Genomic DNA, 15,915 nt, shown 5'->3' with positions numbered 1-15,915 from the left:
AATTGCCACTTAATGATAGGTTGGTTTTATAGATTATTTTTATTTTATATATTATATAATCCTTTAGTATTTTAAAAGAAAAGGAGACAAAATATGAAAAGAATTAGTTTTTATTTAATTTTAATGATTTTAAGCTTATCTATGATAGGATGTACTTCAAATAAAAAAGAAGGTCAAAACCAAATTACTAACTCTAACAAAAAACAAGAAAAAGAATATGACAAAAAAAGTGAGACTATAGAAGATTTGCTAAATAATCCTATAGTTAAATCTCAATTAGAAAAAACGATGACAAAAGAACTGACTATATCTGCAGATGGAAATAATTTAATTTACACTCATAAGCAACCAGAACAAATCGAAGTAAATGAAGAAGTTATAAAAGTGCTAAAAAAGGGTGTAAGTCAACAAGAAGAATCATTTAAAGCAATGGGACAAAAGTTTTTGAAAGATGTTGATGCTAATGAAATAAAAATTATATTAAAATATACTAATGCAGATGATTCAGAAATATATACTCATGAAATTATTTGTAAAAATTAATATTTTGCCACCGATAGTTACTAGTAAAACTAAACTTACTATAAGTATATTTTTATAATTATTTTACATACTTGGATTAAATGAGTAATTATATTAAAAATTATAATGCCCTTAAAATCAATTTATTTTGATTTTGGGGCATTATAATTTTTATATACATTATGATATTTTAATATTGTATTATCTTCAAACTCTTTTATTTTTCCTTTTATCAATAATCTTTAATACTAACGATACTAAATATAGAAGTATATAGATTGAAATAATTTTAAAGATGATAAATAATATCCATATCCAAGCATTCTCCAACATATCAAAATTTCTCTCCTATTCTTTATTATTACTTCATTTATTTTTTCAAAGGTTTAATTGATAAATTCAATCTTTAAATATCTTGTCGAGCCTATTTTTTTGCTCTACTACAATTAATTCATCTAGTTTTTGACTAAGATATATCACATCATAACTTAATATATTTTTTTTAATACATATTAAATCTAACTGTTCTTTTAGATATTTAATTTGTTCTTCTCTATTCAATAAAATCATCCCCCTAATGACTTTCTTTGAATAATAACAAAATTATCTTATAAATTATCTATTTTTCATAACTTTAATGATTAATATTTATATTTAGAACAATTCTACTTGATATAATAGTAAAATATATAAGAATATCATAAGTCCTTAAACTCTTTCCTTATTTAAAAAACTATTTATTATGTTATAAAGTTGAATCCTGGAAAGTTTGGATAAATAGAGTGTGCTATAAAATAAAGGCTTATAATACTTTTTACATATTATTTGTAAAGGGGAAGATTAACTATGGTTTTAAAGAAAAAAATATTAGCTGGACTATTAGGATTAGTAATTATAGCACCTATATCTGCACAAGCATATTCCGGAGTGCAAGATAGTTACATAACTGGAAAGAATAGGTATGAAACTGCAGGTCTTATAGCAGATAAACAGAAGTATACGACAGCAATTTTAGTAAATTCAGATAGTTCATTATCTGATGGATTAAGTGCAAGTGGTTTAGCTGGAGCTTTAAATTGCCCGATACTTTTAGTCAAAAAAGATAGTATACCAACGGATACAATAAATAGACTAAAAGGAGTAAACAAGATTTATATAATTGGTGGAAATAATGCAATATCAAAGAATATAGAAGATACATTAAAAAATAAAAAAATGATTGTTGAGAGAATACAAGGTAAAGATAGAATTGAAACAAGTTATAATGTAGCAAAAAAAATTAATTCATTTAATAAAACTGATAAAATATTTTTAGTAAACGGATATAAGGGCGAAGCGGATGCAATGAGTGTAGCTCCGATATCTGCAAGAGATAAGTCACCTATTATATTAACTAATGGAAATAAAATTTCATTTGATGCATCTAAAATAAATTCTTATGTAATAGGTCAAAGCAGTGCAATGAGTCAGGAAATTGTAGACAAAACAAAAAGTAATAGAATTGGTGGGGCAAATAGATTTGAAACTAATAAAAAGGTAATAGAATATTTTTATAAAAATCCTACAGAATTTTTCTTAACAAAAGGATATAGCTTAGTTGATTCTTTAACGATTTCACCAATAGCGAAGGACAAACCAGTTGTTTTAGTACATAATAATTCAGACAAGAGTATATTAAAAAATGCAGTTAAGTTTACAGCAATCGGTGGAATAGATAAAAATACACTGCAGCAAGCAATTAATGCGATGACTGCATCAAACCCTTCAGGAAATACGTCTTTATCTAAAGACTGGAAAGATAACCAAATTCAAATTAATGGAAAAGTATTAAAACTTCCTATTAAATTAAAGGATTTAAATAATTTAGGATATACTCTATCTAAAAAAGATCCATTTATAATTAATCCAGGACAATCTGTTACAGGAACATCATTAAAAAATAAAGCTGGAAATTATATTACAGGAGTATATTCAAACTTATCAGATAAACCAATAGATATAAAAGATTCTTGGTTAACTGTTGTAAATATTCCTTTTAATAACTCAAATAAAACAATAGATGTTGTATTTCCAGGTAATTTAAAATTCGGAGCAACAATAGATAATGTTAAATCAGTATATGGAAATCCTAGCAAAGTATCTGGCGATAAAGGCTTTTCTAAATTAACATATACAGTAAGTATACATAAATATCTTGAACTTACTTTTACAAATTCTAAATTAAGTGGATATTATTTATCTGATAGATAAAATGTAATAGAAACAAGGCTTGCTTTAGCCTTGTTTCTATTATATTTTAAAAGATATATATTACTACTTTAAATTCATCTTATATTGCTTATATTTCCTATACATTCTGTACAAATAAAAAAATCATTATATTCTTTAAGTTCTTTTGATTTATCACAAAATAGACATCTTTTTTTACTTTTTGTTATGATAACAGCGTTATCAATTAAGTTTATGTTTAATGGTTGATTTTCTTTAAAATTCAATTCATTTCTTATTTCTTTTGGAATTACTATTCGCCCTAATCCATCTAATTTACGCTCAATGCCTTTGTTACTCATCAAAACCTCTCCTTTTTAAATCTTTATAGTAATAGTTTTAACTTTTATTATTTATTTTTATAAAATTAAATTTTTACACTATGAATAAACTGAGTTACTTATTATTTTTTATATGCTTATATAATGCCATAGATAATATATCTTATATATTTAAATCATAACTTTCCTTAAAAAATATATTAAATTATTTTAGAATATCTCCATACTAATTTCCTTCAAATTTTATATATAACTTAGTTTATTTTTCTTTTAAATTTGAACTTTTCTTTACTAACTACTGTCTTTAAACTAAATACACTAATTTATATTTAAAAAAGATACAAGGTAAAAACAATATATAGATAGAAAATGTATAAATTTATCAGTATTTACATATTATTTCATTTCATTTTATAACGTTTTACTTTAAAATGATATATTATGATAAGAAAATATATTATTTGACAAAAAATATATTTTTTTCTATTAAACTCAGTGATATATATTTGATATTAATGTAAGTATTATAAATATAAGCTTAAGTTATATATCTAAATAAATACAAAGTCAAACCTTTGTTGCTAATAATATAACAATTTAAATAATCGATATTTAGTAAAAAGATAGAAAATATAAAACTTCAAATGATAAATTAAATTTAAACATCTTATAAATTACATTGTTATTTGTAGAAATAAGGAAATAGGGGGAGGGAGTTTGCATCGAAGAATTTATCTATCCAATTTTACGATAATAGAATTTAATTTAAACTAACACATATTAGCATACAAAATAAAATAATAGATACTTTGAAATGTATTCTGTATGTGGTCACCTGGAATACACGGAGTTAGTGGTGAAACCGGCTATATATAAACATAAATTAGATCATACATCTGGAGTGTAAATACAATCTGATAAAGCAAATGTAAATATTTATGAAACATTTACATATAAAATTTTTTACAGATTACATAATAATGCAGAAAAGACATGTAATTTAGTAGTTAATAATCTAAATGGATTAGAAATTTTAATATATTAAAAAATGATATTATTACCCTAATCTAGATTGGAAAATAAATAATATTATATTAAACTATGGAGGAGAAATATGTTAAAAAAGAAATACGACAGAGTAAAAAAAATTGTTATATTGTCATTAATTTCATCAATAGTAGCTCAATCAATGCCAATAAATGTATTAGCAATGGAAGATAAAATAAAGAATGTGGATTTAGAAGAAAAATCAGAGAATAAATTTTTAGACAAAGATAAAGAAGATAGTGATGTAATATCTAGTACAGACAAAGATAAAGAAGATAGTGATGTAATATCTAGTACAGACAAAGATAAAGAAGATAGTGAAGTAACGTCTAGTACAGGCAAAGATAAAGAAGATAAAGAAGATAGTGAAGTAACGTCTAGTACAGACAAAGATAAAGAAGATAGTGAAGTAACGTCTAGTACAGGCAAAGACAAAGATGATAAAAAAGATATAAATAGTGTTAGTTTGGGAAATATTTCGATTGAGGTTGATCCAGAATTAGGAAAAGACTTCCGATACGGTGAAGCAATAGATATAAATATTAAATTCACAGCTGTGGGAGATAGATACGGTAATATACCTCAAAATACAATAGTACGATTAAATATTTCAAGTAGTGCGATAGATTACTCTAAAATACAAGTATCACCACAGAATCATGCTATTGAGTTAATTAAACATCCAGATAAAAATTATGTCGAAGTAAAATTTAATCAAGATTTTAAATTTGATAGGAGTTTAAATCTTTCAATAATGACGAGCATTAAGTCACATAAAGGAACTTATAGTATAAGCTCTGAATTAGTTGATAAAGATGGTAATATAACTAATTTACCTCTTAAAGATGGAGTGGCAGATGAGACATTAAATGTTGTACCAGCAGATTTTGGAGTTACTGGATGGTTAGATCCATTTTGGGATGGAGAAAATTATATAGGTAGAGGAACACTAAATAATGGAGATATAGGAGGCATTTTTAATCCAAAGACAAATGAAATAAAGATAAAAGCAACGTTAACTGCTAAAAAAGATGTAGATAATATTAATACTATTATAACTCTAGATAGTGGACAAAGCGTAGACAAAAAGAGCATAAGTGTAATAGATATAAAGACTAATAATGAAATAACAGATAGATTAAGCATTACAGCAACAGATAACTTAATAGAATTTAATACAGGTAGAATTGTAAAAAATACTCAGTACTTAATAAAATTTACTGCGATAGTTGATAGCTTTGATAAGGTTTATACAACAGACTTTAAATCGATTGCTTCAAATGGAGAGATAGGTGGATTCCCTATTAAATCAGGATTTAGAATGAATACTGGTGGAGCTGTTCCAACATTAAAAGCAAATAATTTGATAACTTATAAGAACATACCCATAGATTTACTAGAAGATGTAGTTGCTACTGATATTGAAGATGGTAACATTACCAATAAAATAGTAGTAAATGATTCATTACTAGATTTGTCTAAGGAAGGTACATATAAAGTTACTTATATTGTTCAGGATAGTGACTATAATTCCGTTATGAAAACTGTAGATGTTATAGTTTTGAGTAATGATGAACCAATTATTAGAGGAGCTAGCAATAAGACTATAAAAATAAATGAAGTAGATTCATTTAATAAATTAGATGGTGTGATAGCGGAAGATAATCAAGATGGTATTATAACTGACAGAATAACTATAAGTGGTGAAATAGGAAAACCAAGTCCTGGTTCTAATAAAACATATAAATTAACCTACTCAGTAACAGATAATCATAAAAATACTACGAGGGTAGTTAGAGAAATAACAGTAACGAATCAATTTCCAACGATATCAGGACTTAATGAAGTTGAAATAAGAAAAGGTAAGAATTTCGACTTAAAAAATGGGATAACTGCACATGATGAGGAAGATGGAAATATTACAAAAAATATAGTATTACCAAAAACTGATATAACAAAGCTAGATCTAGGAAAGCACAGTATAGAATATACTATAACAGATAGCGATGGAAATACTACTAAAGAAACTAGAGTAGTAAATGTATCAACAAATGAGCCTCCTACTATAAATGGTGCAAATGATGTAACAATCAAACTTGGTGAAGTAGATCGATTTGGCTTATTAGATGGAGTAATGGTAACTGATGACCATGATAAGGGATTAATTCCTATAGTAAAAGGAATAGTTGGTAAACCAGTTGCTGGATCTAATAAAACATATATTATAGTATATACAGTAACAGATAGTGACGGGAATACTACTATTGCAAAACGAAAAGTAACAGTAACTAATCAATTTCCAACTATATCAGGACTATCTGATATATCTATAAGAAAAGGATATACAACAAATCTACAAGCTGGAGTATTAGCAAATGATACAGAAGATGGCAATATTACAGCTAGTATAGTATATCCAAAAACCGATTTAACTGGACTTTCTGTTGGCAATCATGATATTAAATATACAGTAACAGATAGTGATGGGAATACTACTATTGCAAAACGAAAAGTAATGGTAAGAAAAGATTCTCCTGAATTAAATGGTTCTCCAAATATAAATGGAGCAAATGATTTAAGTATAAAAAAAGGGTCTGCGTTTGATAAAAAAGCTGGAGTAACAGCTACTGATAAAGAAGATGGAGATATTACTAAGAACATACAAATTTCTGGAACCGTAGATGTTAATACATCAGGTGAATACGAGTTAATATACTCTGTAACAGATTCATTTGGAAATACTACGACTGTTAAAAGAGTCATATCTGTATTAGAAGATATAACTGTTGTACCACCAACAGATCCGAATATACCTGTTGTACCACCAACAGATCCGGATATGCCTGTTGTACCACCAACAGATCCGGATATGCCTGTTGTACCACCAACAGATCCAGATATACCTGTTGTACCACCAACAGATCCAGATATACCTGTTGTACCACCAACAGATCCGGATATGCCTGTTGTACCACCTAAAGCACCATCTAAAGTAAATAAACCATTTAAAATAACAATAGATGATATTACAAATGAAAATCTGAATCCTAAAACAGGAGATGACTCTCTATTAATCTATATCGGTTCAAGTGTAATTTGCTTGATACTTTTTAGTATAATTAATAGAAAAAAACTAAATAAAAAATAAATAATATAAATAGCCTTAATAAAAACATTTTTATTAAGGCTATTTATATTAAAATGGAACTAATTAGTCATTATAATATTTTTATTAAATTCTATTGTAACATCTATAAATTTTGATTGTTTTATAATTAAATAATATTCATCAGAAAAGGCTATGATTTTACGGAATTTTCTGATAATATAGTAGATATACTAATAGTATATTATTTCTTAGAATAAAAAGGATGTGTTGAGAAATGAAAAAAATATTAATACCAATTGATGGAACTGAAAGAAGTCTGCAATCTTTAGACTTTGTATTAAATACATTTCCTAAAGATTCTGTAGAAATAACATTAATGAATGTTAAAGAATTAATATTAACGAACACTATTGTACTGTGTGAGGAAATGAAATATTCAGAGAGAATAGGTAACAATATATTAAAAAATATGAAGGATAAACTTATAGGATATAAAGTTGATACATATTTTTCATTTGGATATCCAGGTAATGAAATAATAGAAAAATCAATAAATGAAAAATATGATGCAATAATTATGACTAAATCAACAAAGAAAAACTTTATAGATTCGATTGGATCAGTAACATCTCATGTAGTTAAGAAGGCTAGATGTACAGTAATAATAGTTCCTGAATATAGTAGTCTATATTCAAATTAAATAAAAAGAAAAAATAAGGCTTAAATAAGCCTTATTTTTTTATTTTCATTATAAATACAATTTATCTCTTATATTAATGTTATTAATGGTAATAACTGATTTTTAAATAAGGAAAAAATATATAAATACAATTTAACTTTTCTAAAATAGATAACTCTAATCAGGATATAAATTTGTATTAGAAATTTATATTTATATAGCGGTAAAAAAGATAGCAGAAATCTAAAAATATACTGCTATCTTCTTTACTGTTATTAAAATTAAGGAATTGTATAATTCAAATTATATACCAAATAACATATAACGTATCTATTTTTTTAAACTTCATTTCAATTAATTAGAAATATTATACTGAGAACTTATCATATATTCAAATTCTATTTTTTATAAAAAAATCTAGATTTTATCTCAAAGTTTAATAGCTATATAAAAATATTTTATTTAATAAAAAGTAATCTGATTTTACCAGATAGCTGGTGTTTACCAATATATACAATGTAGAATTGTGTTTTATTTTGTTGTATAATTATTTTAAAGTAAAACATATAAGGTATATATAATAGACAAACTATAATTTTTTTGTAAAAATAATTATTTTGTTTAAAAATTGAACCTTATGTAAATTAGATTGTCATAAACAAAGTAAATGTATTTAAAAAATAATAAAAGGGGGGTAAATATATTGAAAAGAATTAGGCTTAAGTCTATTTATATACTAATATTAATTATTAGTATTACTATCAATTCAGTGAATTACTCATTTGCTAATGATATTTTTAACAATGAAAATATTAATATATTAGCTGATGAGAATATAAATAATTCTGAAGATAGGGTTATAAAAAATGAATTAGAAAATGATTTAAAAGCTATAAATGAGTACGATAATACGAATGAGAATAAATCAAACTCATTGGTTAATCAAAACAAAAATAATTCAGGTTCAGAACATGAAAAAGAAAATAAATCATTATTAAATTTCAAAATAAGACCAACAAAAGAGATAGTATTTGGATTTAATGAATTTGATTATGTAGTCAGTTATGAAATGACTTCTTCTAACCAGGATATTGCATCTATAGTAGTTACTATACCTAAAGAACTAGAGATAGTTTCTTTTAAGAATGAAGATATTAATATAATTGAGCAGCAACATAAAGATAATAAAATTTTCTATACTTTGAATACAAAAGATATAACTAATATAAAAGGAAACCTATCATTTAAAGTTAAATTCAAAACTGGTACAAAAGATAGTTCTAAAGCAATCGTAAAAGCCTCGATTCAGTACCCAAATGAGCATATTATATCAAGTAATCCTGTTATATTTAATAATTTTTCAGTAGCAGATGTTAATATTTATTCAATTGAAGAAACTGTATCTAAAGGAGAAGAATTTTCTTATATAGTTAATATTTCATCACAGAAAAATAAAAGCCCTTTGACATTAACTGTTAATATGTCTGATACTTTAGATATATTAGCATCAAATGACTTTGCAGGAATAAAACCGGTTATAGATAATAATGCAAATACAGTAACCTTTGAAATACCTGTTAGTGAAAATCCTATTTCGGCTCAATTTGAGATATCGGTTAAATTTAAGGAAAATAGTCAAAATGGAGCTGTAGGTAATGCATATGCTAAAATAGAAAGTAATAATATAGAATTAGCTAAATCAAATAGCTCAGATACTATTTTAGAATTAAAACAAAAATTAGAGTTAGTTAAAAATATGATGAATTCAACCTCTATATCTCCAAATTCTATATCTAAATATAGAATAACAGTAAAAAATAAAGATCAACTTAATTTAAAAGGTTTCTTAATAAAAGATCTTTTACCTAAAGAAGCTATATTTATTAATGCGAAACTAAAAGATGCAAAATTAAAAGAAATTCCGCATGTAAATGTTAACGAAAATAACGGTTCTATAGAAGTAAGGATTCCAAATGAATATAAAGAAAATAATATCTATTTAGATGTTACTGTTGAATATAAAAATGTTACAATTGGAGATAGTATTACTAATACTGCTGAAATCTATGATCAGAGAGATAATTATATAAATAAAGCGTCTATTACAAATCTTGTACAAGAAAAAATAGGGCAAGGTGTAATTTCAAAGATTGCTACATCTAGAATCAACTCAGCAGGAGGGGCTCAAGGATGGAATCTTTATATTAGAAATGATGGGAATGTAGCATTCGATAAGTTTATATTAGAAGACAATATACCTTATGAAAATAATTTATATGTTATTACTTCTGGAAAATATGAAAATTTTGATAGTAATACAAGCATAACTATAAATGCAAAAACTAATAAGAGAGAATTAAAAAATATAATAACTTTGCTAGGAGATGAACTATCTGAAGGGAAAAGTATAGATTTACGAACAATATTAAATCCTAATGAATATATGGTTAAATATGAAGTTATAATAGAGAACATTCCAGTAGGATTCACTTATTCTGGTTGGTCATGTATGAGATTGGATGGAAATGTTAGGAATAAACATGAAGATGGAACTTTTATAAATAACAATGAAAAAATAACAAATACAGCTACACTAAGATATATAAGTGATGAAATTAAAGGTACAGTTAAAGATAGTGATTCTTTTCTGTTTAAAACGGCATATACTGCATATACAGAAAAAAATATTATAAAGAGGTCTACAAAAATAAATGATACAGCTGAATATGAGTTGTTAGTAAAATCTCCTAAAAGAAACCTACCTAATCCAATAGTTTTTGATATCTTGCCAGATGGTATGGAGTATGTAGGTTATGAAATTAATATTAAAGATAATAAAGGGACTATTATAAATAGCTCATTGAAAGATAATATTAAATTTGAACAAGTTAAAGAAAATGAGAACGATATTGTTAGATGGATATTCAATGGCAACTTACCTCAAAACTATTCAATATCTATAAATTTAACATTGAAGCAAATAAAAAAGAAGTCATTTGTATTCAATGAAATGGGGGTATCTACACAAAATATAAATGGAGAAATAAAGGGTGTCTCTAAGGTACCTGATAATGAATTTAATGTTTCTATAGATGAACTAAAATTTGATACAGTAGAGCCAATTGGATATGATTATGATGGTAATGGAAATAAAGGTGGAGATATTTTTGCAAACGCAACGGCTAAATATGATATCGGAAATTCACGAAGTATTACAGCTAGAAAATATATAAAGAATAACTATGATTTAAATTATTCAACAAATATAGTTGCTAAACAAACAGGTGTTGTTAACTATAAACTTGAAGTAGAGAATACATCTAACGATGAAATTAAAAATCTTTCAATTATAGACATTTTACCATCAATAGGAGATAAGAATCTCTTAAATAATTCTGATAGAGGATCTTTATTTACACCAATTTTAGTTGATAAATTTAAAATATATCAAGAAAACAAATTAATTAATACTGATGTAAAAGTTAGTTATTCATATTCAAATAATCCAGAAAGAAATTCATTAAGAGGAACTATTGGATCTGGCGTCTGGTTAGATGAAATCATTTATGGCTGGGCAATAAGATCATTAAAATTTGACTTTAATAATTTAGTCATCAAGCCTAATGATAAATTAGTTATTGAATATAGTATGATTATTCCTCGCCATGTAGATTATGACATATATGCAATTAACTCATTCCAAGCATCTTTTAATGATTTAGATGGAAATTTATTATATCCGATAGAATCAAATAAAGTAATAGTAAAAACACAATCACAGCCACCAACAAGGCCAGATAATCCTGTTGTACCACCAACAGATTCGGATAATCCTGTTGTGCCACCAACAGATTCGGATAATCCTGTTGTGCCACCAACAGATTCGGATAATCCTGTTGTACCACCAACAGATCCGGATAATCCTGTTGTGCCACCAACAGATTCGGATAATCCTGTTGTGCCACCAACAGATCCGGATAATCCTGTTGTACCACCAACAGATCCAGATAATCCTGTTGTGCCACCGAAAAATCCATCTAAAGTGGATAAACCTTTTAAAATAACAATAGATGATATTACAAAAGAGAATTTTAATCCTAAAACAGGAGATGACTCTTTACTAGTCTATATAGGTGTAAGTTCGGTTTGCTTGATAATTTTCATTATAATTAATAAAAAAAATATAAATAAAAGATAAATAATATAAAAAGCTTTAATAAAATATTTTTATTAAAGCTTTTTATAAGAAAAGGGTAAATTATGAAATTTGATTATATTAAGTTAGCAAAATTAGTAAAAAAAGTTCAATCTGGGGATTCAGATGCATTTGAAAAACTTTATATTCTCACTCATAAAAAAATTTATATATTCTCTCTAAGTATTGTTAAAGATGTTGATTTATCAGAAGATATAGTTCAAGATGTATTTTTAACTATAAAAGAAAAGATACATACGCTAGAAAATCCAAAATTATTTATAGCATGGATAAATAAAATAGCATACAATAAATGCATAAATGAACTAAATAAAGAAAAAAAACATATATTTAGTACTAATTATGATGAAAATCTTGAAAATATAAAAGATTTAGATACATGTATAAATCCAGAAAGTAAATATGAGGCAAATGAAAAAACAAATTATATTATTTCATTAATAGACAAGTTATCAGATACTCATAAAACACTAATTTTGTTGAAATATTATTCAGGATTAAAAAATGATGAAATATCCTCTATTATGAATATTCCTGTTGGTACAGTTAAAAGTGGATTACACTATGCAAAGAAAAAATTAAGATCTCTGTATGATAAAAAGCTATATGGAATTTTATTTATACCGAATATTCATGTTATATTAGATGATTATTACAATAAAAACTTAATAAATTCTGATATTTCTAAAGGAATATTGAAATATAATTATAAACAAAAGTTAGAAAGGACAAGTTTATTCAAGAAAATTTTACTAGCTGGATCTTTTTCAATAGCAATACCTTTTTTACTTTTAGTTAATATAAATCCAAGTATTAAAAGCATAGATTATGGAATTGAAAATGCCAAATATATAAATTCTGATATAGATGTAAAAATATATGTCGATCAGTATCTATTTCTAAAAGACATTTATATTACAGATCAAAACAATAATAAAATGAAATTGAATAAATTAGAAAAAAATATATTTTCAATAAATATAAAAAATAATGGTGATTATAAGATACATCTGATTTCATATACAAATAAAGAGATATGTAAAAACATGAATATAAACTTCGTAGATAAAGTGGCTCCTAAAATTAGTAAGTTCAAATATAATGATAAAGAAATAGTAATTACACTAGAGGACAATTTATCTCAAATAGATTATGATAATATAGAAATTAAGGATTCAAAAGGAAATATTTTGGAAATAAAAGAAAAAAATATTGATAATGATGAAATAATACTTAATATTCCTAATAGCAATTTACAGCTAGTTTTAAGTGATTATGCCGGAAATAAAAGAGTATATTTAATTTCAAAAAAATACATATAGTTAGGGTTTGAGAATAGTGATTAAAGAATTTAAAGTAAGATGTTTATTAACTGATTTATGGGTTTATAATAAAATCCCTGAAAATACAATTATAAAAGGTAGTACTTTATGTTTATATACTGGTTTTTCAGACAGTAATAGTAAAAAAATATTTGAAGGGGATATAATTAAACATATTTATAATGAATCGAATTATTTATTTTATAAAGTATTATATATTAATAAAAAATTCATGGCTCTACAAATAAAAGATGAATATTTAGTTGAATTAAAAGATTTAATATATAACTATAATATACTAAAAGAAAATGATTAAAATTTAAATTTATAAAATAAAAAGTGATATAACTTAACTAGTTATATCACTTTTTATTTTATAACAGATATCAAAAATGTTTATTCCAATTCATCTCATAGCTAAATATATAAACTCTATCAGCTACTCTAAATAAAAAAATGTAAAAAATATGTAGAAAATGAACTTTTTTTGTAAAAAATAATCTTAATAAATATATTAAAATTTTGGAGAGTGTATAGTATGTTAAATAATTATAGTATTTCTATGGCATCAATTATAGCTAATGATTTATTACAAGAGGGGATGATTTGGGGAGATGATTTAGAATGGTATATAAAAGTATCATTAGAAGGAAGTATAAAGTTTAAAAATGATAAAGAATATTTAGAATTTGAGAATAAAGTATTAGAATTTATAGAAACAAGAACTAACAATACAATTAAGGTGACAGACTTACATAAACAAAGTTCGAAAATTTATTTTAAAATATCAGATGTAGCGAAATACTTAAAAAAATCTGATACTTGTATATACAAATCATTAAAAAATAAGAATTTAATATCTCAAAGATATAAGATAGAAATGATAAAACCACGATTAGAAGATATTAGTTATAATCTTTCAACTACATTGTATTATAAAGGATATTAATTTCTAGAAAATTTAAAATTTAAGGCGTAAATCCACTAGGTCTCTAGCTTAGTGAATTTACGCCTTGCAAATAGGATATTTTTGATTATGTTTCTTTAGTAAATACGATATACAAAAATATTCTTTTTATTAATTACTAATCCATCATGTCACTCTCTATTTGTTTCAACCTTTCTATCATTGGATCATTAACATTATCTTCTTGCAAGTTAGTTTCTAATTCAAATTCTGATGATAACTTAATGCCTTGTAATGCTTTATACTCTGTTAATATATATTCGATAGCACTATTTCTACTCGTAATTTTATTATCTGTTTGATATTTATCTATAAGTTTCCAGAAACATTCTTCAATATGAATTGTGCTTGATTTTTTAGCCAATTATATTACCTCCTTAGAATTTTCTTTGCGCCACTTCAAATAAACCTTTAGCAGTAGCCATTTGTGCATCTTCTAATAAAGTAAACTCTTCGTCGAATTCAAGGTTTAAAGCCGTTCCACCAGCAACGTATAAATCCATTTCACTTTTATTAATCCATATATCTTCAACTCTTTGTGCTAGGTTCTCAGATCCTAATTTATACGCTTTTAGTTTTAAATCATTATAATCTGTAGAAGAATCTATTTCATTTACATCTTTCATTATTCCATCTGCTACTAAATCATCTTGAACTCTTGTAAGTAGAGTTCTATTTCCGAATTCTATAGTAGTAGATCTCTTATCATTAAAAGTAAAGCCTTTATCAAAATAAGATAACTCAGTAGATCTAAATCCAACCGCAACTAAGCCAACAGGCTTTTCATCATTTACAGTCCCTTTTATAGCATGATATAAGGCTGCATCACCTTCTCTAAATATAGAAACATCTAATATTTGAATCTCTTTTGTTGCACCTGTTATTTTATCTTTAACTTTAAATATAGATCCTTTATAAGTTTCTATTACTTCTTTAAGTACAGATTTACGGTAATTTTTGTATGGTACACCAATCATTATTTTAACTTTACTCTTTACGGCTATTTCACTTAAAGCAGATGCTAATAATACCCTAACTGTATTAGTTACTTTGCTATCTTTAGCATTTCTTATCGGTGATTGAGATTCTTTTTCAGCAAGTAATCCTATGAAATATCTTTCATTTTCAAACTCTATATATCTTGGCTTTTCCATACCAGTTCTGACATAATCTGATAAATCCATGTCTCTACCATCACCTATAACTGATTTAAATATAGTTTCATGAACGACTCCGTCCACCTCACTATATGCTTTTACATATCCACGACCACAGTCAAAACCTATTTCTTGAACATTTTCCATATTTAACTCCGCCTTTTCTTCTTATATAGTTATTATCTGGTTATTTTCTTATTAACTTATTTATATTCTAATTTACATTAGTTAATATGTCAACGAATTTTAAACTAGTTTTATATGTTTATAATGAATTAATTAATATATAGTTGGTATATTATTGATGTTATTTTAATTCTTAATGATTAATCAACAATATATTAACT

At 25.2% G+C, this 15,915-nt stretch carries 12 protein-coding genes and 1 riboswitch; of the genes, 8 read left to right on the top strand and 4 right to left on the bottom strand.

What is annotated here, in order from left to right:
- Positions 1 to 93 precede the first annotated feature (93 nt).
- Positions 94 to 543, top strand: coding sequence for a DUF4854 domain-containing protein (locus JNUCC81_RS19230; protein ID WP_454096429.1), 450 nt, complete (start codon positions 94 to 96; stop codon positions 541 to 543).
- Positions 544 to 921: 378 nt separating this feature from the next.
- On the opposite strand, the gene JNUCC81_RS19225 is transcribed toward JNUCC81_RS19230, so the two are convergent.
- A complete protein-coding gene (locus JNUCC81_RS19225) occupies positions 922 to 1,083 on the bottom strand; it encodes a Spo0E family sporulation regulatory protein-aspartic acid phosphatase (RefSeq protein WP_454096428.1) in 162 nt (53 codons plus the stop codon).
- A 285-nt stretch (positions 1,084 to 1,368) separates the two neighbouring features.
- On the opposite strand from JNUCC81_RS19225, the gene JNUCC81_RS19220 reads away from it, so the two are divergent.
- Positions 1,369 to 2,772, top strand: a complete 1,404-nt coding sequence (locus tag JNUCC81_RS19220; protein ID WP_454096427.1) for a cell wall-binding repeat-containing protein — start codon at positions 1,369 to 1,371, stop codon at positions 2,770 to 2,772.
- A 74-nt stretch (positions 2,773 to 2,846) separates the two neighbouring features.
- On the opposite strand, the gene JNUCC81_RS19215 is transcribed toward JNUCC81_RS19220, so the two are convergent.
- Entirely contained in the window at positions 2,847 to 3,092 is a 246-nt protein-coding gene (locus JNUCC81_RS19215; protein ID WP_454096426.1) for an AbrB/MazE/SpoVT family DNA-binding domain-containing protein, read from the bottom strand.
- A gap of 772 nt (positions 3,093 to 3,864) precedes the next feature.
- A riboswitch (cyclic di-GMP riboswitch) is annotated at positions 3,865 to 3,948 on the top strand.
- 237 nt (positions 3,949 to 4,185) lie between these two features.
- On the opposite strand from JNUCC81_RS19215, the gene JNUCC81_RS19210 reads away from it, so the two are divergent.
- The 6 genes from JNUCC81_RS19210 to JNUCC81_RS19185 all read left to right on the top strand — a co-directional run bounded on the left by JNUCC81_RS19210 (position 4,186) and on the right by JNUCC81_RS19185 (position 14,393).
- Positions 4,186 to 7,266 (top strand): immunoglobulin-like domain-containing protein, encoded by a 3,081-nt coding sequence (locus JNUCC81_RS19210; RefSeq protein ID WP_454096425.1) that lies wholly within the window; start codon positions 4,186 to 4,188, stop codon positions 7,264 to 7,266.
- 235 nt (positions 7,267 to 7,501) lie between these two features.
- Positions 7,502 to 7,927, top strand: a complete 426-nt coding sequence (locus JNUCC81_RS19205; protein WP_454096513.1) for a universal stress protein — start codon at positions 7,502 to 7,504, stop codon at positions 7,925 to 7,927.
- Between the two features lie 682 nt (positions 7,928 to 8,609).
- Positions 8,610 to 12,104, top strand: a complete 3,495-nt coding sequence (locus JNUCC81_RS19200; protein WP_454096512.1) for a proline-rich domain-containing protein — start codon at positions 8,610 to 8,612, stop codon at positions 12,102 to 12,104.
- Between the two features lie 62 nt (positions 12,105 to 12,166).
- Complete coding sequence (locus JNUCC81_RS19195; protein WP_454096511.1) at positions 12,167 to 13,444, top strand: RNA polymerase sigma factor; 1,278 nt, start codon at positions 12,167 to 12,169, stop codon at positions 13,442 to 13,444.
- A 16-nt stretch (positions 13,445 to 13,460) separates the two neighbouring features.
- A complete protein-coding gene (locus JNUCC81_RS19190) occupies positions 13,461 to 13,760 on the top strand; it encodes a YopX family protein (protein WP_454096515.1) in 300 nt (99 codons plus the stop codon).
- A gap of 222 nt (positions 13,761 to 13,982) precedes the next feature.
- Entirely contained in the window at positions 13,983 to 14,393 is a 411-nt protein-coding gene (locus JNUCC81_RS19185; protein ID WP_454096510.1) for a hypothetical protein, read from the top strand.
- A gap of 136 nt (positions 14,394 to 14,529) precedes the next feature.
- Here the strand turns inward: JNUCC81_RS19185 and JNUCC81_RS19180 are convergent, their stop codons facing one another.
- Positions 14,530 to 14,775 (bottom strand): hypothetical protein, encoded by a 246-nt coding sequence (locus JNUCC81_RS19180; RefSeq protein ID WP_454096509.1) that lies wholly within the window; start codon positions 14,773 to 14,775, stop codon positions 14,530 to 14,532.
- Positions 14,776 to 14,788: 13 nt separating this feature from the next.
- Entirely contained in the window at positions 14,789 to 15,715 is a 927-nt protein-coding gene (locus tag JNUCC81_RS19175; RefSeq protein WP_454096508.1) for a ParM/StbA family protein, read from the bottom strand.
- Between the last annotated feature and the right edge of the window lie 200 nt (positions 15,716 to 15,915).

It is taken from the genome of Faecalimicrobium sp. JNUCC 81, assembly GCF_053667625.1.
The sequence above is the reverse complement of the archived record's forward strand: the minus strand, read 5'-3'. Positions and strand labels throughout refer to the sequence as shown.

What these genes read in the sequence shown, in the direction of transcription:
- JNUCC81_RS19230 (WP_454096429.1), top strand. Translation starts at nt 94, where the DNA reads ATGAAAAGAATTAGTTTTTATTTAATTTTAATGATTTTAAGCTTATCT.
- JNUCC81_RS19220 (WP_454096427.1), top strand. Translation starts at nt 1,369, where the DNA reads ATGGTTTTAAAGAAAAAAATATTAGCTGGACTATTAGGATTAGTAATT.
- JNUCC81_RS19215 (WP_454096426.1), bottom strand. Translation starts at nt 3,092, where the DNA reads ATGAGTAACAAAGGCATTGAGCGTAAATTAGATGGATTAGGGCGAATA.
- JNUCC81_RS19210 (WP_454096425.1), top strand. Translation starts at nt 4,186, where the DNA reads ATGTTAAAAAAGAAATACGACAGAGTAAAAAAAATTGTTATATTGTCA.
- JNUCC81_RS19205 (WP_454096513.1), top strand. Translation starts at nt 7,502, where the DNA reads ATGAAAAAAATATTAATACCAATTGATGGAACTGAAAGAAGTCTGCAA.
- JNUCC81_RS19195 (WP_454096511.1), top strand. Translation starts at nt 12,167, where the DNA reads ATGAAATTTGATTATATTAAGTTAGCAAAATTAGTAAAAAAAGTTCAA.
- JNUCC81_RS19185 (WP_454096510.1), top strand. Translation starts at nt 13,983, where the DNA reads ATGTTAAATAATTATAGTATTTCTATGGCATCAATTATAGCTAATGAT.
- JNUCC81_RS19175 (WP_454096508.1), bottom strand. Translation starts at nt 15,715, where the DNA reads ATGGAAAATGTTCAAGAAATAGGTTTTGACTGTGGTCGTGGATATGTA.